Below are 18,490 nucleotides of genomic sequence, written 5' to 3'. Positions count from 1 at the left end.
CTCACGAATTATCGCTTTCGCCGATAACCTCACAACCACCAAGAGGTTACCAGAAAAAAGCCGGCCGATTGGCCGGCTTTTCGATTACATCACCAGGCGGCGAATGTCGCTCAGGGTGTTGTTGATGATGGTGATGAAACGCGCACCATCAGCACCGTCGATCACGCGGTGGTCGAAGGACAGAGAGATTGGCATCATCAGACGCGGCACGAACTCTTTGCCATTCCACACCGGCTCCATCGCGGACTTGGACACACCAAGGATAGCCACTTCCGGCGCGTTAACAATCGGCGCGAAATGGGTGGTACCCAGGCCGCCGATGCTGGAGATAGTGAAGCAGCCGCCCTGCATTTCGCCGGCAGTCAGCTTACCATCACGCGCTTTCTTGGAGATGGTGGTCAGTTCACGGGACAGCTCGGTAATGCTCTTCTTGTTCACGTCCTTGAAGACCGGAACAACCAGACCATTTGGCGTATCTACCGCAACACCGATATTGATGTATTTCTTCAGCGTCAGCTTCTGGCCGTCTTCGGACAGGGAGCTGTTGAAGCGTGGCATCTGCTCCAGGGCAGCGGCAACGGCTTTCATGATGAAGACCACTGGGGTGAATTTCACGTCCAGTTTACGCTTCTCAGCTTCGGCGTTCTGCTGTTTACGGAACGCTTCCAGATCGGTGATATCGGTTTTGTCGAAGTGCGTAACGTGCGGGATCATCACCCAGTTACGGCTCAGGTTCGCACCAGAGATTTTCTGGATACGGCCCAGCTCCACTTCTTCGATTTCGCCGAACTTGCTGAAGTCCACTTTCGGCCATGGCAGCATACCCGGGATACCGCCGCCAGCGGCTGCAGCTGGTGCAGCTTCGGCGCGTTTCACCGCATCTTTCACGTAAGCCTGAACGTCTTCGCGCAGGATACGACCCTTACGGCCGGTTCCTTTCACTTTCGCCAGGTTCACACCGAACTCGCGCGCCAGGCGACGAATCAGCGGAGTTGCGTGGACGTAAGCGTCGTTTTCAGCGAACTCAGATTTGCCTTCCGCTTTCGCAGCAGGGGCAGCAGCTGGTTTAGCAGCCTGAGCCGGTGCAGCAGCCGGTGCCGGAGCTGCAGCTGCAGCCGGAGCGGCGGCAGGCGCAGCGCCTTCCACTTCGAAGACCATGATCAGAGAGCCGGTAGACACTTTGTCGCCAGTGCTGATTTTGATCTCTTTAACGGTACCGGCGAACGGCGCTGGCACTTCCATAGAAGCTTTGTCGCCTTCAACGGTGATCAGTGACTGTTCAGCGGCAACTTTGTCGCCCACTTTTACCATCACTTCGGTCACTTCAACTTCGTCACCGCCGATGTCCGGAACGTTAACGTCTTTCGCGCCGCCAGCCGCCGCTGGTGCAGCAGCCTGAGCCGGCGCAGCGGCCTGTGCAGGCGCGGCAGCTGGGGCAGCACCCGCCACTTCGAAGATCATGATAAGCGACCCGGTAGACACTTTGTCACCGGTGTTGATCTTGATCTCTTTAACGGTACCGGCGAACGGCGCTGGCACTTCCATAGAGGCTTTGTCGCCTTCTACGGTGATCAGTGACTGTTCAGCCGCAACGGTGTCGCCCACTTTCACCTGGATTTCGGTGACTTCAACTTCGTCACCGCCGATGTCAGGCACGTTAACTTCTTTCGCTGCCGCGGCCGCTGCTGGAGCAGCAGCAGGAGCGGCTTCTTTCTTCTCTTCCTGCGCAGGTGCAGCAGCTGCTGCACCGTCGGCGGAATCGAAAATCATGATCAGTTTGCCAGTCTCGGTTTTATCGCCAACAGAGACTTTGATCTCTTTAACGATGCCAGCCTGAGGAGACGGGACTTCCATAGAGGCTTTATCGCCTTCTACGGTGATCAGCGACTGTTCAGCTTCAACTTTGTCGCCCACTTTGACCAGGATCTCGGTGATTTCAACTTCATCAGCCCCGATGTCCGGTACATTGATTTCGATAGCCATTATTCTTTTACCTCTTACGCCAGACGCGGGTTAACTTTTTCTGCATCGATGTTGAATTTGGTGATTGCGTCTGCAACCACTTTCTTATCGATTTCGCCACGTTTAGCCAGTTCGCCCAGTGCTGCTACAACCACGTAAGAAGCATCAACTTCGAAGTGGTGACGCAGGTTTTCGCGGCTGTCAGAACGACCGAAGCCGTCAGTACCCAGTACGCGATAATCATCCGCTGGAACGTAAGTACGAACCTGCTCAGCGAACAGTTTCATATAGTCAGTAGACGCCACCGCTGGTGCATCGTTCATCACCTGAGCGATGTACGGAACGCGTGGAGTTTCCATTGGGTGCAGCATGTTCCAGCGCTCACAATCCTGGCCATCACGCGCCAGCTCAGTGAAGGAGGTTACAGAGTACACGTCGGAACCCACACCGTAGTCTTTCGCCAGGATCTGCGCTGCTTCACGGACGTGACGCAGGATAGAACCGGAGCCCAGCAGCTGAACTTTACCTTTGCTACCTTCAACGGTTTCGAGTTTGTAGATACCTTTACGGATACCTTCCTCGGCACCTGCTGGCATTGCCGGCATGTGGTAGTTTTCGTTCAGGGTGGTGATGTAGTAGTAAATGTTCTCTTGCGCTTCACCGTACATGCGCTGCAGACCGTCATGCATGATGACTGCCACTTCGTACGCATAAGACGGATCGTAAGAGATACAGTTAGGAATAGTCAGAGACTGAATGTGGCTGTGACCATCTTCGTGCTGCAGACCTTCACCGTTCAGGGTCGTACGACCAGAAGTACCACCGATCAGGAAGCCGCGAGCCTGCTGGTCGCCTGCCTGCCAGCACAGGTCACCGATACGCTGGAACCCGAACATGGAGTAGTAGATGTAGAACGGGATCATCGGCAGGTTGTTGGTGCTGTATGAAGTCGCAGCAGCCAGCCAGGATGCGCCTGCGCCCAGCTCGTTGATACCTTCCTGCAGAATCTGACCTTTCTCGTCTTCTTTGTAGTATGCAACCTGCTCACGGTCCTGCGGGGTGTACTGCTGGCCGTTCGGGCTGTAAATACCGATCTGACGGAACAGACCTTCCATACCGAAAGTACGCGCTTCGTCAGCGATGATTGGAACCAGACGATCTTTGATCGACTTGTTCTTCAGCATCACGTTCAGGGCACGAACGAAAGCGATAGTGGTAGAGATCTCTTTGTTCTGCTCTTCCAGCAACTGAGAGAAGTCTTCCAGCGCTGGCAGTTCCAGCTTCTCGGTGAAGTTAGGCTGACGAGCAGGCAGGTAGCCTTTCAGCGCCTGACGACGTTCGTGCAGGTACTTGTGCTCTTCAGACCCTTCCGGGAAGGTGATGTAAGACAGGTTTTCTACCTGCTCATCGGTCACTGGAACGTTGAAACGGTCGCGGATATAACGCACGCCGTCCATGTTCATTTTCTTAACCTGGTGAGCGATGTTTTTACCTTCTGCGGTATCACCCATGCCGTAACCTTTGATGGTGTGGGCCAGGATTACAGTCGCTTTACCTTTGGTTTCACGCGCTTTTTTCAGTGCAGCGTAGACTTTCTTCGGATCGTGACCACCGCGGTTCAGGGCCCAGATCTGCTCGTCAGTCCAGTCTGCAACCAGTGCTGCGGTTTCAGGATATTTACCGAAGAAGTGCTCACGAACATAGGCACCGTCTTTGGATTTGAAGGTCTGGTAGTCACCGTCAACGGTTTCGTTCATCAGCTGGATCAGTTTACCGCTGGTGTCTTTACGCAGCAGCTCATCCCAACGACCGCCCCACATGACTTTGATCACGTTCCAGCCAGCACCCGCGAAGATGCCTTCCAGTTCGTTGATGATCTTGCCGTTACCGGTTACCGGACCATCCAGACGCTGCAGGTTACAGTTGATGATGAAGCACAGGTTGTCCAGCTTCTCACGGGTTGCGATGGTGATCGCACCTTTAGATTCTGGCTCATCCATTTCGCCGTCGCCCAGGAAGGCGTAAACGGTCTGCTCGGAGGTGTCTTTCAGACCACGGTGTTCCAGGTACTTCAGGAATTTAGCCTGATAGATCGCACCGATTGGACCCAGACCCATAGATACGGTCGGGAACTGCCAGAATTCAGGCATCAGTTTAGGGTGCGGATAAGAAGACAGACCTTTACCGTGAACTTCCTGACGGAAGTTGTTCATCTGCTCTTCAGTCAGACGGCCTTCAAGGAATGCACGTGCATAGATGCCCGGAGAGATGTGGCCCTGGAAGTAGACCAGATCGCCGCCGTCTTTCTCGTTCGCTGCACGGAAGAAGTGGTTGAAGCACACTTCGTAAACGGTTGCAGAAGACTGGAAGGACGCCATGTGGCCACCCAGTTCCAGGTCTTTCTTGGACGCACGCAGAACGGTCATGATGGCGTTCCAGCGGATTGCAGAACGGATACGACGTTCCAGATCCAGATTGCCCGGGTATTCCGGTTCGTCTTCAACGGCAATCGTGTTTACGTAGTTGCTAGCCCCTGCACCTGAAGCAACCTTCACGCCGCCTTTGCGGGCTTCAGAAAGCAGCTGATCAATCAGATACTGAGCGCGCTCAACACCTTCTTCACGGATGACCGATTCGATCGCCTGTAGCCAGTCGCGAGTTTCGATCGGATCCACGTCATTTTGGAGACGTTCTGACATGGGGGTATTCCTTATCTATCTAATACGTTGATTTGTCTGGAACCTGTCCCATTGTGCTCTTGGGCAAGAACACAATAAGACAGGTTCTGCGTTTAGTTGCCGCGCTCTAAAAGTACCTGGCGCTTAATCCTTTCGTTGCTGTATGCGGCGTAATGAACGTTCGCGACGCGATTGTTCACGGCTGCGGTCCAGCAAGATTTCCTCAATGAAAGCCAGATGGCGGTGCGACGCTTCGCGCGCCTGCTCCGGTTCCCCGGCCATTATCGCCTCGAATACTCGGGTGCGATGGTTGCTTACCAGTGGGAGCATCTCCCGACGGGCATACAACAATTCAAAATTCTGACGAACGTTCTGGGCCAGCATCGGCTCCATGCAGCGTAGCAGATGGAGGAGCACTACGTTGTGTGCTGCTTCGGTGACGGCGATTTGATACTGGACAACGGCGCTGGACTCGGCGTCTAAATCGCCGGACTGCTGTGCCCGTTCAATGGCCTGATGCAGTTCGCGGATACGCACGCGATCTTCATCAGTGCTGCGAAGGGCGGCGTAATAGGCCGCAATACCTTCCAGCGCGTGACGGGTCTCAAGCAGGTCAAACTGGGATTCTGGGTGGTCAGAGAGAAGTTCTACCAGCGGATCGCTGAAGCTCTGCCACAGGCTGTTTTGCACAAAGGTTCCGCCGCCCTGGCGACGAAGCAGCAAGCCCTTTGCTTCGAGACGTTGAATCGCCTCACGCAGAGAGGGACGTGAAACGTCGAACTGTTTTGCCAGCTCGCGTTCTGGCGGAAGTTTCTCACCCGGGCGCAGAGTCCCTTCGAGGATTAAAAACTCCAGCTGCTGCTCAATCACATCAGATAGTTTTGGTTGGCGAATTTTGCTGTAGGCCATATTCCCTGTCTTACGCCTTTTTGCCCGGAGTCAATTGGTCTTACCAATTTCTATTTCGTATCGCTAAAGTAACAAAGTATTCACCTTCTGTCCATATTGGTTTTGATTGAAATCAGTAAACCCTGCACATTTTAACAACCTTACAGAAATAACGTTTCAGAAATGTAACTTTGCACAAATGAGTTGATTACTCCCAAAGAGGGAGTTTTAACCATAATGAAACGAGGGTTTTTGCAATCTGAAGCGATTCAACAAGGCAAATAATGAAAATTCGCCCACTTACGGAGCATTTCTATTCTATAGGTTGGGTTAGGAAGAATAAGCGGGCCGATTTACAAATGGTTTCTTTTTATTCAAGTGGTCATCATCCCTTCATAAAGCAGGTGCATTCGCAGGCGCTTACCACTATTCTGGCGCTTACGGAAGTCACCACCGCTTTTTTCGGTATCGTTTACCGTAAAGAAATAAATACAGAATATGGACTTTCATAATTACACACGCACAGCGTGAACATAACAACCACACACGAGGTTTCAAATGGAAGCTCAACAGCACGGCGATCAGCTAAAGCGCGGGCTTAAAAACCGCCATATACAGCTCATCGCACTGGGCGGTGCGATTGGTACCGGCCTGTTTCTGGGCAGCGCATCTGTTATCCAGTCAGCCGGTCCCGGCATTATTTTGGGTTACGCGATTGCCGGTTTTATTGCCTTTCTGATTATGCGCCAGCTGGGTGAAATGGTCGTAGAAGAGCCGGTCGCAGGCTCCTTCAGCCACTTTGCCTATAAATACTGGGGCAGCTTCGCGGGCTTCGCCTCCGGCTGGAACTACTGGGTGCTGTACGTTCTGGTTGCCATGGCTGAACTGACCGCCGTTGGGAAATACATTCAGTTCTGGTATCCCGAGATCCCAACCTGGGCCTCTGCTGCGGCTTTCTTCGTGATTATCAACGCCATTAACCTGACCAACGTAAAAGTGTTCGGCGAGATGGAGTTCTGGTTTGCCATTATCAAAGTCATTGCCGTTGTGGCGATGATCATCTTTGGCGGCTGGCTGCTGTTCAGCGGCAACGGCGGCCCGCAGGCAACCGTGCGCAACCTCTGGGAACAGGGCGGCTTCCTGCCTCATGGCATGACCGGTCTGGTGATGATGATGGCGATCATTATGTTCTCCTTCGGCGGCCTGGAGCTGGTGGGTATCACCGCCGCGGAAGCCGATAATCCGGAGCAAAGCATTCCAAAAGCCACTAACCAGGTTATCTACCGCATCCTGATCTTCTACGTGGGCTCGCTGGCCGTGCTGCTCTCTCTGCTGCCGTGGACGCGCGTGACCGCTGACACCAGCCCGTTTGTTCTCATCTTCCATGAGCTGGGCGATACGTTTGTCGCTAACGCCCTGAACATCGTGGTGCTGACCGCCGCGCTCTCCGTTTATAACAGTTGCGTATACTGCAACAGCCGCATGCTGTTCGGCCTGGCTCAGCAGGGCAACGCGCCTAAGATGCTGCTCAACGTTGATAAACGCGGCGTGCCGGTCAATACCATCATTGTTTCAGCCATCGTGACCGCGCTGTGCGTGCTGATTAACTACATGGCACCGGAATCGGCGTTTGGCCTGCTGATGGCGCTGGTAGTCTCCGCCCTGGTTATCAACTGGGCGATGATCAGCCTGGCGCATATGAAGTTCCGCCGCGCGAAACAGCAGCAGGGCGTGACTACGCGCTTCCCTGCCCTGCTCTATCCGCTGGGTAACTGGATTTGCCTGCTGTTCATGGCGGCCGTGCTGGTGATCATGCTGATCACGCCGGGGATGGCGATTTCCGTCTACCTGATCCCGGTCTGGATTGCGATCCTTGGCGTTGGCTATCTCTTTAGCCAGAAAAGCCGTAATGCCATGAAGGCACACTAAGCCCTTCTCCGCGGCGCCTGCTTTTGCGGGTGCCGCGCGTTGTTATCTCCCTCACACTTTCGCTCCCACAGCGCATTTATCCATATCACCGCCCTGATACTGCAACGCATATATTCCTTTGCCAGCAAATAATTCTCTCCATACCGTAAACCGGAGAGCTGTCGATGGATAACAACAAACTGTCAGTAAAAGAAAAGATCGGCTATGGAATGGGTGACGCGGGATGCAACATCATCTTCGGCGCCATCATGTTGTTTGTTAACTATTTCTATACGGATATTTTTGGCCTCGCGCCTGCGCTGGTCGGCGTGCTGCTGCTGTCCGTCCGCGTGATTGACGCCGTAACGGACCCGATCATGGGGGCGATTGCCGACCGTACCCGCAGTAAATATGGCCGGTTTCGTCCATGGCTGCTGTGGATTGCGTTCCCCTACGCGCTGTTCAGCATCCTGATGTTCACCACGCCAGAGTGGAGCTATAACAGCAAAGTTATCTATGCCTTTGTCACCTACTTCCTGTTGTCGCTGACCTACACAGCAATCAACATTCCCTACTGCTCGCTCGGCGGGGTGATCACCAACGATCCGAAAGAGCGCGTCGCCTGCCAGTCGTATCGCTTCGTGCTGGTCGGCATCGCCACGCTACTGCTGTCTCTGACGCTGCTGCCGATGGCCGACTGGTTTGGCGGGGACAACAAAGCCAAAGGCTACCAGATGGCGATGACCGTTCTGGCGCTGATTGGTACCTGCATGTTCCTGTTTTGCTTCGCCACGGTGCGCGAGCGCGTGCGTCCGGCGGTGCAAACCAATGACGAGTTGAAAAACGACCTGAAAGACGTGTGGAAAAACGATCAGTGGGTGCGCATTCTGCTGCTGACGCTGTGCAACGTCTGCCCGGGCTTTATCCGTATGGCCGCGACCATGTATTACGTCACCTGGGTGATGGGCCAGAGCACCCACTTCGCCACGCTGTTTATCAGCCTGGGCGTGGTCGGCATGATGCTTGGCAGCGTGCTGGCGAAAGTGCTGACCGACCGCTGGTGTAAGCTGAAGGTTTTCTTCTGGACCAACATCGTGCTGGCGGTATTCTCCTGCGCCTTCTATTTCTTCGACCCGAAAGCCACCGTTACCATCGTGGTGCTCTACTTCCTGCTGAACATCCTGCACCAGATCCCGTCTCCGCTGCACTGGTCGCTGATGGCCGACGTGGACGACTACGGCGAGTGGAAAACCGGGAAACGCATCACCGGGATCAGCTTCTCCGGCAACATCTTCTTCCTGAAGCTGGGCCTGGCGATTGCCGGGGCGATGGTCGGCTTCCTGCTCTCCTGGTACGGTTATGACGCGGGCGCAAAAGCGCAGAGCGCGGACGCCATTAACGGGATCGTGCTGCTCTTTACCGTCATTCCCGGCATTGGATACTTAATTACCGCTGGCGTGGTACGTCTGCTGAAAGTGGACCGCGAAACCATGAAGCAGATCCAGTCCGATCTGGAAAAGCGTCGCGCCAACTACCGCGAGCTGAACGATTATCAGGAACTTAAAGCCGCTGAGACTAAATAAGGAAAGCTAAATGCAAACCTGGCCAAACCCGTTTATTGAACAACGCGCCGATCCGTATATTTTGCATCACGAGGGGCAATACTATTTCATTGCCTCCGTGCCGGAGTACGACAGGCTGGCGATCCGCCGCGCGGACTCGCTGGAAGGGCTACGCGACGCTGAAGAGGTCGTTGTCTGGCGTAAACCCGAGAGCGGCCCGATGAGTCAGCTAATCTGGGCGCCGGAACTGCACCACATTGACGGCAAGTGGTACATCTATTTTGCCGCGACGCACACCCAGGCGCTCGACGCGCTCGGGATGTTCCAGCACCGTATGTTTGCTGTTGAATGTGCCGACAGCGATCCGCTTACCGGCGCGTGGGTAGAAAAAGGCCAAATAAAAACGCCGTTCGACACCTTTGCGCTGGACGCTACCACGTTCGTGCATCAGGGCAAACGCTGGTACCTGTGGGCGCAAAAAGCCCCACATATTTCCGGTAACTCTAATCTTTATCTTTGCGAAATGGAGAACCCGTGGACGCTGAAAGGCGAGCCGGTGATGCTCAGCAAGCCGGAGTATGACTGGGAGTGCCGCGGTTTCTGGGTCAACGAGGGTCCGGCGGTGCTGGTTCACGGCGATAAGCTGTTTATCAGCTATTCCGCCAGCGCGACCGACGAGAACTACTGCATGGGGTTACTGTGGATAGACCTGAATGCCGATCCGCAAAACCCGGCAAACTGGCACAAATCCCCTCGCCCGGTTTTCGTCACCAGCTACGAGAACCGCCAGTACGGGCCAGGCCACAACAGCTTTACGCAAACGCCGGAAGGGGAAGATGTGCTGGTGTATCACGCAAGAAATTACACCGAAATTGAAGGCGATCCGCTCTACGATCCGAACCGTCATACCCGCCTGAAGCTTGTCCGCTGGAATGAAAACGGGATGCCTGATTTCGGCATCCCGCCTGCGGATACGTTGTAACGGCTTCGGCGCGCTGGCTTACACCAGCGTGCCGTAAATGGTCAGCAGCGCCACAATCACCACCACCACAAACGAGGTCTTCTTCGCCATTGAGACGGCGGCTTTTGGCGTTTCGAGCCTGTCGGTATGCGGCTCTCGCGCCAGCGAGAACTGCGCCAGGCGCGTCAACACCTGATACTGCGACGTATGGCGGTCCGCAAGAGAGGCGAACCATGCGGGCAGCGCTTTTTCACCGTGACCAATTAACGCATACACCACGCCCACCAGACGCACCGGGAGCCAGTCGAGCACGTGCAGGATGGCATCAATGCCCGAGAGCAAACGCTCGTGCGGCGTCAGGTAACGGGCAAGCCAGGTCTGCCAGGCGCGCAGGAACGCATAGCCCATCAGCAGTACCGGCCCCCACGGGCCGCCCACCACAAACCAGAACAGCGGCGCCAGGTAATAGCGGAAGTTAATCCACAAAAGCGCGTTTTGCAGCTCGCGCAGAAACTCGCGCTCATCGCAGTCCGGCGGCACGCCGTGGATCATCGTCAGCTCGCTCGCCATGGCACCGCGCGCGTGGGCATCATCACGGGAGGCGGCTTTCAGGTAGGCGTGATAGTGCAAACGCACCTTACCCGCACCGATGCACAGCACCCCAAGCAGGATCCACACCACCAGCAGCGGCACGTTGAAAAAGAGTCCGTACAGCGAGCGCAGCAGCAGGAAAGTAATAAGCATGACGCCCGCCATCATCAACAGCGTACGCAGCATGGAAAAGTGCTTAATCCGGCGGAATATCACCTCCAGCCGGTGATCCAGATGCCAGTGCTCGCCGAGCTTGAACAGGCGTTCAGCGATGATAACCAGCAGCATGGTAAACAACGTCATGGTATCTCCTTATTCTGACGACGCGGTAAGCATGGCGCGAAACCGTGACCAGTCAAATGCCAGGCCGGGATCGGTTTTTCTCGCCGGAGCAATATCACTGTGTCCGGTAATATTGTCAGCGATTGCCGGATAGAGCTCGATAAGCGTTCGGGTCACGGCTGCTAACTGTTGATACTGTGCATCCGTGTAAGGCGTGGTATCCGTGCCTTCCAGCTCGATCCCGATGGAGAAATCGTTGCACCGTTCGCGCCCCTGATACATCGATACCCCGGCATGCCAGGCGCGCTTATCAAAAGGGACGTACTGAACCACCTCGCCATCACGACGAATCAGACAGTGAGCCGACACGCGCAGATGCGCAATCTCAGCGAAGAAGGGATGAGCATTCGGATCTATCGTTCCCGTGAATAACGCATCGATCCACGGACCGCCAAACTCACCCGGCGGGAGACTTATATTATGAACCACCAGCAGTGTGGGCTTTTCATCCTCCGGGCGGCAGTCGTGGTGCGGCGAAGGCATATGCCGCGCATCCACCAGCCATCCGTTTTCTAACAACATGCTGGAACTCCTTCTGTATGGTGCAATGACTCGGTTCAGAGTAGCATGTTTCAATATTATGATTCGTTACCAATTTGGAGTTTTATCATGCCGCCTCGCCGCTATAACCCCGACCATCGACGTGAAGCGCTTCTGGAACGTATTAATATGGATATTCCGGCAAGCGTCGCCCATGCGTTGAAAGAAGACCTGGGGGGTGACGTTAATGCCGAAAAAGACATTACCGCACAATTGTTGCCAAAAGAGTCACGCTCGCACGCGGTCATTATTACCCGTGAAGAGGGTGTTTTTTGCGGCAAGCGCTGGGTTGAAGAGGTCTTTACCCAGCTGGCGGGCGACGAAGTGCAGGTGACATGGCATGTTGCAGATGGTGATGCGGTAACAGCCAATCAGCCGTTGTTCGAGCTGGACGGTCCTTCACGCGTACTGCTGACCGGCGAGCGTACCGCGCTCAATTTTGTCCAAACCCTCTCAGGCGTCGCCAGTGAAGTGCGTCGCTACGTTGACCTTCTGGCCGGTACCCGAACCCAGCTGCTGGATACCCGCAAAACGCTGCCAGGCCTGCGCACTGCGCTGAAGTATGCGGTGCTGTGCGGCGGCGGCGCAAACCATCGTCTTGGCTTATCCGACGCCTTCCTGATTAAAGAGAACCACATTATTGCTTCTGGCTCCGTACGTCAGGCGGTGGAGAAAGCCTTCTGGCTGCACCCGGATGTGCCTGTTGAAGTGGAAGTCGAAAGCCTTGAAGAGCTGGAGCAGGCAATTAAGGCGGGGGCCGATATCATCATGCTCGATAACTTCGAAACAGAGCAGATGCGCGAGGCGGTAAAACTGACGAACGGCCGGGCCCAGCTGGAAGTGTCCGGGAACGTCACCTTCGACACGATCCGTGAATTCGCCGAAACCGGCGTGGATTACATCTCCGTCGGCGCGCTGACCAAACACGTCCGCGCCCTCGACCTCTCAATGCGCTTCAAATAACACTCGCTCCCCTCTCTGCGCGGAGAGGGGAATTTCAGCCTCGCTCGCAATTCCGTTGCCCTTTTCTGCAACGCGGAATGAAATCTCTGAAGCCCCTTTCCCGTTCCGTTTTTTCCCTCTCGTTTCTACCCTGTCCCGCTGACAAAGTAGCGCCACTTTGCATAAGGAGCAGATATGGACAGACAACAAGGATTCACACTCATTGAGCTGATGGTGGTCATTGGCATTATTGCGATTCTGAGCGCCATCGGCGTTCCCGCCTATCAGAACTACCTTCGTAAAGCAGCTCTCACCGATATGCTGCAAACCTTCGTTCCCTATCGCACTGCCATTGAGCTGTGCGCGCTGGATCATGGTGGCGTAGAGAGCTGCGATGCGGGCAGTAACGGCATCCCTTCCCCCACCACGACGCGTTACGTCTCGGGGATGAGCGTGGCGAAAGGGATCGTGAGTCTGACAGGCCAGGAGAGCCTGAACGGGCTGACGGTCATCATGACGCCGCAGTGGAGCAACGGCAACGGCATGACAGGCTGGACGCGTGACTGCAACATCAGTGCTGACAGCGCGCTTAAGCAGGCCTGCGAAGACGTTTTCCGCTTCGACACTAACTGAGGAGCGGATAATGAACACCGATCAACTCGTGGCGCTTTGTCTTCGCCATCATGCTCTGCTGCTCACCAGTGACAGCGACATGATTAGCATCGCCGTCGTGGGAAACCCGGCGACTGAGCTGATGGAGGCACTGCGATTCGCAACCCAGAAGCGGATTGATATCGAATGCTGGAGCGCTGAACGCATGGAAAAGCACCGGCAGTTAACCGCACAGTCGCATCTGCCCGTCGTTTCGCAAACCCACTCAGCGGTGGATATCCTTAACCATACGCTGCAGCAGGCGATAAGCCAGCGCGCATCCGACATTCATATTGAGCCGATGGAACACGCCTGCCAGATCCGCCTGCGTATCGACGGCGTACTTTGCCCACAGCCTCCTCTTTCCGCTGCGCTGGCGACGATGCTCAGCGCCCGGTTAAAAGTGCTGGGTAATCTGGATATCGCTGAACGCCGCTTACCGCAGGATGGCCAGTTTACGGTTGAGCTAACAAACGAGCCGGTCTCGTTTCGTATCGCCACGCTTCCCTGCAACGGCGGTGAGAAAATTGTGCTGCGTTTGCTGCATCAGGTTCAGCAGGCGCTGGAACCTAACGCGCTTGGTATGAGCGCTCAACAGCTGGCCTGTTTTAATGAGGTGCTCCACCAGCCTCAGGGGCTGATTCTGGTCACCGGCCCCACGGGCAGCGGCAAAACCGTAACGCTGTACAGTGCGCTGCAGGCGCGTAACACTCCTGATGTCAACATCTGCAGCGTAGAGGATCCCATTGAGATCCCGCTTGCGGGGCTGAATCAGACGCAGATTAACCCCCGCGCGGGCTTAACCTTCCAGAGCGTGTTGAGGGCGCTGCTTCGTCAGGATCCCGACATCATTATGGTCGGTGAAATTCGCGATGGCGAAACGGCAGAAATCGCCATTAATGCCGCGCAGACCGGCCATCTGGTGCTGTCGACGCTGCACACCAACTCAACGACGGAAACCCTCATTCGCCTGGAGCAAATGGGCGTCGCGCGGTGGATGATCTCTTCCGCGCTCACGATGGTGATTGCCCAGCGGCTGGTTCGGCGTCTGTGTCCACACTGCCGACAGAAAACCGGCGAACATACAGACTTACCCCGCTCAATCTGGCGGCAGCCGCTTCCACGCTGGCAGCCCGCAGGCTGCGAGCGTTGCTACCACGGTTTTTATGGCCGCGTGGCTATTTTTGAAGTGCTTGCAATCGATAATCCCCTGCGGCAGGCGATTGCCAGCGGAGCAGGCGTCGAGGTGATAGAAGCCAGCGCCCGGCAGGCAGGATTAGTCTCGCTGTTTGAACATGGCTGTATGGCCGTTGAACAAGGGATGACTACGCTCGAGGAGTTAGTGCGAGTTCTGGGTATGCCCGATGGCTGCTAATCAACTCTGGCGCTGGCGAGCGCTCACCAAAGAAGGGGAGCCCAGAAGCGGGGCTCTCTGGGCAGAAGACCGCAACGCGGCCTTCACCAGGCTGATGCGTGAGGATCTCCATCCTTTGACGTTAACCCGAAGCCCTCCGCGACACCGCTGGCGGCCACATCACTGCTACGAGATGTTTCGCCAGCTTGCAACGCTTCTGCAGGCTGGCCTGACGCTTGCGCATAGCCTGCAAATGCTGGCAGAACAGCATCCACTCGAACCGTGGCGGGCGCTGCTGCAAAGCGTTGCCGATGAGCTCAGCGAAGGGTCTCCTTTTTCTGAGGCGCTCAAACGGTGGCCAGCGGTCTTTAGCCCACTGCATATCTCAATGGTGAAGACCGGGGAGCTAACGGGAAAGCTTGAAGAGTGCTGCCGTCAGCTTGCTGAGCAGCAAAAATCGCAGCAGCAACTCAGTGCGAAAGTGCAAAAAGCGCTTCGCTACCCGGCGATCGTCCTGATGCTGGCCGTGCTCGTCGTACTGGCAATGGTCACCCTGGTATTGCCCGAATTTGCCGCGATCTACAAAACGTTTAATACTCCGCTTCCGGCGCTGACGCGAATTGTGATGGGGATAGCCGCTTTTATGCAGTCATATGCCCTCGCGCTGTTCGCGATGCTACTGATTCCTGTCATCGCAGCCCGGGCTCTGCGGCACCATCCTCGCTGGCAGCGTATTCTGTTGCATATGCCCGTAATGGGAACGCTAATAAAAGGGCAAAAAATGGGGCAGATTTTCACCGTGCTGTCGCTCACGCAGCAGGCGGGCATTGCTTTCCTGCAGGGGCTTGAGAGTGCAGAGGAGACCGTTGAAAGCCGGTACTGGCAAGAGATTCTTCGCAGTGTGCGGGAGGACATTGAAAAAGGTCTCCCCGTCTGGTCATCTTTTCAGAAGGCGGCTTTGTTTACCCCGCTCTGTATTCAGCTTTTGCGAACCGGCGAGATGTCAGGTTCGCTGGACGTGATGCTGGCAAATCTTGCCCGTCATCACACGGAGCAAACCTTTCAGTTAGCCGATAATCTGGCAGCGCTTCTGGAGCCGCTGCTCCTGGTTGTGACGGGGGTCATCATCGGCACGCTGGTGGTGGCAATGTATTTGCCGATTTTCCATCTGGGGGATGCGATAAGCGCGGGGTAGTGCAGCAGCGCTGGCGCACGAGCATGCGCCAGCGAAAGCCATTACAGGCTATTGAAAACGCGGTTTTCCTGCTCCTGAACGCGAATAAACGTTGTGCGTTTCGTCAGCTCTTTCAGGCGGGATGCACCGACGTAGGTACAGGCTGAGCGCAGGCCGCCCAGGATGTCTCGCGCGGTGTTTTCAACCGGGCCGCGCAGAGGCAGCTTCACGGTTTTGCCTTCTGCCGCACGGTATTTGGCCACGCCACCGACGTGGCGGGTCATCGCGGATTCAGAGCTCATACCGTAGAACAGCATGAATTTCTCGCCGTTCTCTTCCACCACGGTGCCGCCGCTCTCTTCGTGGCCTGCCAGCATACCGCCGAGCATCACGAAGTCCGCGCCGCCGCCAAAGGCTTTAGCCACGTCGCCTGGCATGGTGCAACCGCCGTCGCTGATGATCTGGCCGCCCAGACCGTGCGCCGCATCGGCACATTCAATCACCGCAGAGAGCTGCGGATAACCGACACCGGTCTTGACGCGCGTGGTGCATACGGAACCCGGACCAATGCCCACTTTCACGATGTCAGCCCCGGAAAGAATCAGCTCTTCACACATTTCCCCGGTCACCACGTTGCCCGCGATGATGGTTTTGGTCGGCCAGGCCTGGCGCGCCTTGCTGACGAACTGCACGAAGTGCTCGGAGTAACCGTTCGCCACATCAATACAAACGAAGTTAAGCGCCGGGTTAGCATTCAGGATCTGTTTGGTCTTCTCGAAATCGGCATCGGAGGTACCGGTAGAAACCATTACGTGCTTGACCACGTCAGCAGACGCTGAGGCAACAAACGCATTCCACTCTTCAGGGGTGTAGTGTTTGTGGACCGCGGTAAGAATATCGAACTGAGCCAGCGCCGTTGCCATCTCAAAGGTACCGACCGTATCCATGTTGGCAGCAATGATGGGCACGCCAGACCAGGTCTGACCGGAATGCTTAAAGGTGAATTGACGTTCGAGTTCAACGTCTGAGCGACTTTTCAGTGTAGAGCGTTTAGGGCGGATAAGAACGTCTTTGAAACCTAACTTCAGATCTTCTTCGATACGCATGTGCGGATTCCTGGGGTTAGAGGCAAATATGTTAAAAGCACAACTCCAGTGACGCTATCATACGCACTAATACCTGCTCCGCAAGACTGCGAAATTCTCTTTTTTTACGCTACAATCCTATAAATTTACCTGGTAAAAAGCCGGTAAAGAGAGCCAAACATTTGCTGTCGCACGTTTGTTTTTTAAGCATCTGATTTTAATAATGAATAATTCCCAGGATTTGATTTAATGGGGTATATCGTCGCATTAACCGGCGGCATCGGTAGTGGCAAAAGTACCGTTGCGGACGCGTTTTCTCGCCTCGGCATCGCGATTATTGATGCTGATATCATTGCCCGTCAGGTGGTAGAGCCCCATACACCCGCGCTAAAGGCCATCGCAGACCATTTTGGTCAGGCAATCATCAATGCCGATGGCACACTGAATCGCCGCCAGCTTCGCGAATGCATTTTTTCCGATTCTGCGGAAAAAGCCTGGCTTAATGCCCTGCTCCACCCCATTATCCATCAGGAAACTCAGCGTCAGATAGCCGCAGCCCGCTCGCCTTATGTCTTGTGGGTGGTTCCGCTCCTGGTTGAAAATCAGCTGCATAAGAAAGCCGATCGGGTGCTGGTGATTGATGTTGCACCCGAGACGCAAATCCAGCGAACCATGACGCGCGACCATGTCTCGCGTGAACATGCTGAACAAATTCTTGCCGCTCAGGCCACGCGCGCTCAGCGCCTTGCCGTTGCGGATGATGTCATTGATAATAACGGCGCACCAGATGCCATTGCATCGGATGTTGCCCGTCTGCACGCGCAGTATCTGTCGTTCGCCGCGCAGGCCGTTGCACAGGAAAAACCATAATGTCGACTCACATCCTTTTTGAGCATCCGCTTAATGAAAAAATGCGTACCTGGCTGCGCATTGAATTTCTCATCCAACAGCTTTCACAACATCTGCCTGTTAACGATCATGCCACGGCGTTGCACTTCTTTCGCAACGTAGGCGATCTGCTGGATGTGATTGAGCGTGGCGATGTCCGCACTGAGCTGTTGAAAGAGCTGGAGCGCCAGCAGCGTAAATTACAGGCCTGGGCCGAAGTGCCGGGCGTGGATCAAAGTCGAATTGACGCCTTACGTCAGCAGTTGAAAAACAGCAGCACGACGCTGATGGCCGCACCGCGCGTCGGGCAGTTTTTACGAGAGGATCGTTTAATTGCGCTGGTGCGCCAGCGTCTGAGCATACCGGGCGGATGTTGCAGTTTTGACCTGCCAACGCTGCATATGTGGCTGCACATGCCTCAGGAACAGCGCGATCGCCAGGTGAACAACTGGCTGGGAAGCCTGGAGCCAATGCATCAGACGTTATCGCTCATCCTCGATCTTGTGCGTAACTCAGCCCCGTTCCGCAAGCAAACCAGCCTCAACGGTTTCTATCAGGACAACGGCGATGACGCCGATCTGCTGCGCCTGAACCTGTCTCTCGACGAACAGCTTTACCCGCAAATATCCGGACATAAAAGCCGTTTTGCGATCCGCTTTATGCCGCTGGACAGTGAAAATGGCACCGTGCCGGAACGCCTCGATTTTGAACTGGCCTGTTGTTAAGGAGTGCCAATGTCTGACGTCACCACCGTAAACTGCCCGACCTGTGGCAAAACCGTTGTCTGGGGCGAAGTGAGTCCGTTCCGCCCATTCTGCTGCAAGCGCTGTCAGCTCATTGACCTGGGCGAATGGGCGGCGGAAGAGAAACGCATTCCAAGCGAAGGCGATCTCTCGGACAGCGATGACTGGAGTGAAAGCCAGCAGTAACATCCAAAGCCTGCTGGCGCTTCGCTTAGCAGGCC

Annotated in this window: 17 protein-coding genes; 11 read left to right on the top strand and 6 right to left on the bottom strand. The window is 55.3% G+C overall.

The annotated features are described in order from the left end of the window. Positions 1–84: 84 nt before the first annotated feature. The 3 genes from aceF to pdhR all read right to left on the bottom strand — a co-directional run bounded on the left by aceF (position 85) and on the right by pdhR (position 5,549). Positions 85–1,983, bottom strand: a complete 1,899-nt coding sequence (aceF, locus tag MX657_RS04250) for a pyruvate dehydrogenase complex dihydrolipoyllysine-residue acetyltransferase (RefSeq protein ID WP_346807423.1) — start codon at positions 1,981–1,983, stop codon at positions 85–87. Between the two features lie 14 nt (positions 1,984–1,997). Next, entirely contained in the window at positions 1,998–4,661 is a 2,664-nt protein-coding gene (aceE, locus tag MX657_RS04245; protein WP_080328671.1) for a pyruvate dehydrogenase (acetyl-transferring), homodimeric type, read from the bottom strand. 123 nt (positions 4,662–4,784) lie between these two features. Beyond that, a complete protein-coding gene (gene pdhR, locus MX657_RS04240; RefSeq protein WP_006173806.1) occupies positions 4,785–5,549 on the bottom strand; it encodes a pyruvate dehydrogenase complex transcriptional repressor PdhR in 765 nt (254 codons plus the stop codon). 263 nt (positions 5,550–5,812) lie between these two features. On the opposite strand from pdhR, the gene MX657_RS04235 reads away from it, so the two are divergent. From MX657_RS04235 to MX657_RS04220, 4 genes are all read left to right on the top strand, one after another. Beyond that, entirely contained in the window at positions 5,813–6,040 is a 228-nt protein-coding gene (locus tag MX657_RS04235) for a hypothetical protein (protein ID WP_218729195.1), read from the top strand. A gap of 46 nt (positions 6,041–6,086) precedes the next feature. Further along, entirely contained in the window at positions 6,087–7,457 is a 1,371-nt protein-coding gene (aroP, locus tag MX657_RS04230) for an aromatic amino acid transporter AroP (RefSeq protein WP_028015528.1), read from the top strand. 164 nt (positions 7,458–7,621) lie between these two features. Further along, the gene (locus MX657_RS04225) at positions 7,622–9,019 is read left to right on the top strand and encodes a glycoside-pentoside-hexuronide (GPH):cation symporter (RefSeq protein ID WP_080328673.1); all 1,398 of its coding nucleotides are present in this window, start codon (positions 7,622–7,624) and stop codon (positions 9,017–9,019) included. Between the two features lie 10 nt (positions 9,020–9,029). Then, on the top strand, positions 9,030–9,980 hold the full coding sequence (locus MX657_RS04220; RefSeq protein WP_119916027.1) for a glycoside hydrolase family 43 protein: 951 nt from the start codon (positions 9,030–9,032) through the stop codon (positions 9,978–9,980). Between the two features lie 18 nt (positions 9,981–9,998). On the opposite strand, the gene ampE is transcribed toward MX657_RS04220, so the two are convergent. Both ampE and ampD read right to left on the bottom strand, forming a co-directional pair. Continuing rightward, positions 9,999–10,853, bottom strand: coding sequence for a beta-lactamase regulator AmpE (ampE, locus tag MX657_RS04215; protein WP_346807420.1), 855 nt, complete (start codon positions 10,851–10,853; stop codon positions 9,999–10,001). Positions 10,854–10,862: 9 nt separating this feature from the next. Next, the gene (gene ampD, locus MX657_RS04210; RefSeq protein WP_333017270.1) at positions 10,863–11,414 is read right to left on the bottom strand and encodes a 1,6-anhydro-N-acetylmuramyl-L-alanine amidase AmpD; all 552 of its coding nucleotides are present in this window, start codon (positions 11,412–11,414) and stop codon (positions 10,863–10,865) included. A gap of 87 nt (positions 11,415–11,501) precedes the next feature. Between ampD and nadC the strand changes: the two genes are divergently transcribed. The 4 genes from nadC to hofC all read left to right on the top strand — a co-directional run bounded on the left by nadC (position 11,502) and on the right by hofC (position 15,574). Then, positions 11,502–12,395, top strand: coding sequence for a carboxylating nicotinate-nucleotide diphosphorylase (gene nadC, locus MX657_RS04205; RefSeq protein ID WP_080328677.1), 894 nt, complete (start codon positions 11,502–11,504; stop codon positions 12,393–12,395). A gap of 174 nt (positions 12,396–12,569) precedes the next feature. Next, positions 12,570–13,007: a prepilin peptidase-dependent pilin gene (gene ppdD, locus MX657_RS04200; protein WP_346807417.1), complete on the top strand. Its 438-nt coding sequence runs from the start codon at positions 12,570–12,572 to the stop codon at positions 13,005–13,007. 10 nt (positions 13,008–13,017) lie between these two features. Further along, the gene (gene gspE, locus MX657_RS04195; RefSeq protein WP_346807415.1) at positions 13,018–14,400 is read left to right on the top strand and encodes a type II secretion system protein GspE; all 1,383 of its coding nucleotides are present in this window, start codon (positions 13,018–13,020) and stop codon (positions 14,398–14,400) included. Continuing rightward, positions 14,390–15,574, top strand: coding sequence for a protein transport protein HofC (gene hofC / locus MX657_RS04190; RefSeq protein WP_346807413.1), 1,185 nt, complete (start codon positions 14,390–14,392; stop codon positions 15,572–15,574). The genes gspE and hofC overlap by 11 nt, the downstream gene beginning before the upstream one ends. A gap of 41 nt (positions 15,575–15,615) precedes the next feature. Here the strand turns inward: hofC and MX657_RS04185 are convergent, their stop codons facing one another. Then, positions 15,616–16,659, bottom strand: a complete 1,044-nt coding sequence (locus tag MX657_RS04185; protein ID WP_217479516.1) for a GMP reductase — start codon at positions 16,657–16,659, stop codon at positions 15,616–15,618. A 228-nt stretch (positions 16,660–16,887) separates the two neighbouring features. Here MX657_RS04185 and coaE point away from each other — a divergent pair, with 228 nt between their 5' ends. The 3 genes from coaE to yacG are packed head-to-tail and all read left to right on the top strand — an operon-like array spanning position 16,888 to position 18,455. After that, positions 16,888–17,508 (top strand): dephospho-CoA kinase, encoded by a 621-nt coding sequence (gene coaE / locus MX657_RS04180; protein WP_080328682.1) that lies wholly within the window; start codon positions 16,888–16,890, stop codon positions 17,506–17,508. Next, on the top strand, positions 17,508–18,251 hold the full coding sequence (zapD, locus tag MX657_RS04175; RefSeq protein ID WP_119916033.1) for a cell division protein ZapD: 744 nt from the start codon (positions 17,508–17,510) through the stop codon (positions 18,249–18,251). Before coaE ends, zapD begins: the two co-directional genes overlap by 1 nt. Positions 18,252–18,260: 9 nt before the next feature. Continuing rightward, positions 18,261–18,455: a DNA gyrase inhibitor YacG gene (gene yacG / locus MX657_RS04170; RefSeq protein ID WP_028015516.1), complete on the top strand. Its 195-nt coding sequence runs from the start codon at positions 18,261–18,263 to the stop codon at positions 18,453–18,455. The last annotated feature ends 35 nt before the right edge of the window (positions 18,456–18,490 follow it).

The sequence above is a fragment of the Enterobacter chuandaensis genome (assembly GCF_039718975.1).
Classification (GTDB): Bacteria; Pseudomonadota; Gammaproteobacteria; order Enterobacterales; family Enterobacteriaceae; genus Enterobacter; species Enterobacter chuandaensis.
The sequence above is the reverse complement of the archived record's forward strand: the minus strand, read 5'-3'. Positions and strand labels throughout refer to the sequence as shown.

Excerpts from the sequence above, each read along its gene's own strand:
- aceF (WP_346807423.1), bottom strand. The coding sequence starts at position 1,983 with ATGGCTATCGAAATCAATGTACCGGACATCGGGGCTGATGAAGTTGAA.
- aceE (WP_080328671.1), bottom strand. The coding sequence starts at position 4,661 with ATGTCAGAACGTCTCCAAAATGACGTGGATCCGATCGAAACTCGCGAC.
- pdhR (WP_006173806.1), bottom strand. The coding sequence starts at position 5,549 with ATGGCCTACAGCAAAATTCGCCAACCAAAACTATCTGATGTGATTGAG.
- MX657_RS04235 (WP_218729195.1), top strand. The coding sequence starts at position 5,813 with ATGAAAATTCGCCCACTTACGGAGCATTTCTATTCTATAGGTTGGGTT.
- aroP (WP_028015528.1), top strand. The coding sequence starts at position 6,087 with ATGGAAGCTCAACAGCACGGCGATCAGCTAAAGCGCGGGCTTAAAAAC.
- MX657_RS04225 (WP_080328673.1), top strand. The coding sequence starts at position 7,622 with ATGGATAACAACAAACTGTCAGTAAAAGAAAAGATCGGCTATGGAATG.
- MX657_RS04220 (WP_119916027.1), top strand. The coding sequence starts at position 9,030 with ATGCAAACCTGGCCAAACCCGTTTATTGAACAACGCGCCGATCCGTAT.
- ampE (WP_346807420.1), bottom strand. The coding sequence starts at position 10,853 with ATGACGTTGTTTACCATGCTGCTGGTTATCATCGCTGAACGCCTGTTC.
- ampD (WP_333017270.1), bottom strand. The coding sequence starts at position 11,414 with ATGTTGTTAGAAAACGGATGGCTGGTGGATGCGCGGCATATGCCTTCG.
- nadC (WP_080328677.1), top strand. The coding sequence starts at position 11,502 with ATGCCGCCTCGCCGCTATAACCCCGACCATCGACGTGAAGCGCTTCTG.
- ppdD (WP_346807417.1), top strand. The coding sequence starts at position 12,570 with ATGGACAGACAACAAGGATTCACACTCATTGAGCTGATGGTGGTCATT.
- gspE (WP_346807415.1), top strand. The coding sequence starts at position 13,018 with ATGAACACCGATCAACTCGTGGCGCTTTGTCTTCGCCATCATGCTCTG.
- hofC (WP_346807413.1), top strand. The coding sequence starts at position 14,390 with ATGGCTGCTAATCAACTCTGGCGCTGGCGAGCGCTCACCAAAGAAGGG.
- MX657_RS04185 (WP_217479516.1), bottom strand. The coding sequence starts at position 16,659 with ATGCGTATCGAAGAAGATCTGAAGTTAGGTTTCAAAGACGTTCTTATC.
- coaE (WP_080328682.1), top strand. The coding sequence starts at position 16,888 with ATGGGGTATATCGTCGCATTAACCGGCGGCATCGGTAGTGGCAAAAGT.
- zapD (WP_119916033.1), top strand. The coding sequence starts at position 17,508 with ATGTCGACTCACATCCTTTTTGAGCATCCGCTTAATGAAAAAATGCGT.
- yacG (WP_028015516.1), top strand. The coding sequence starts at position 18,261 with ATGTCTGACGTCACCACCGTAAACTGCCCGACCTGTGGCAAAACCGTT.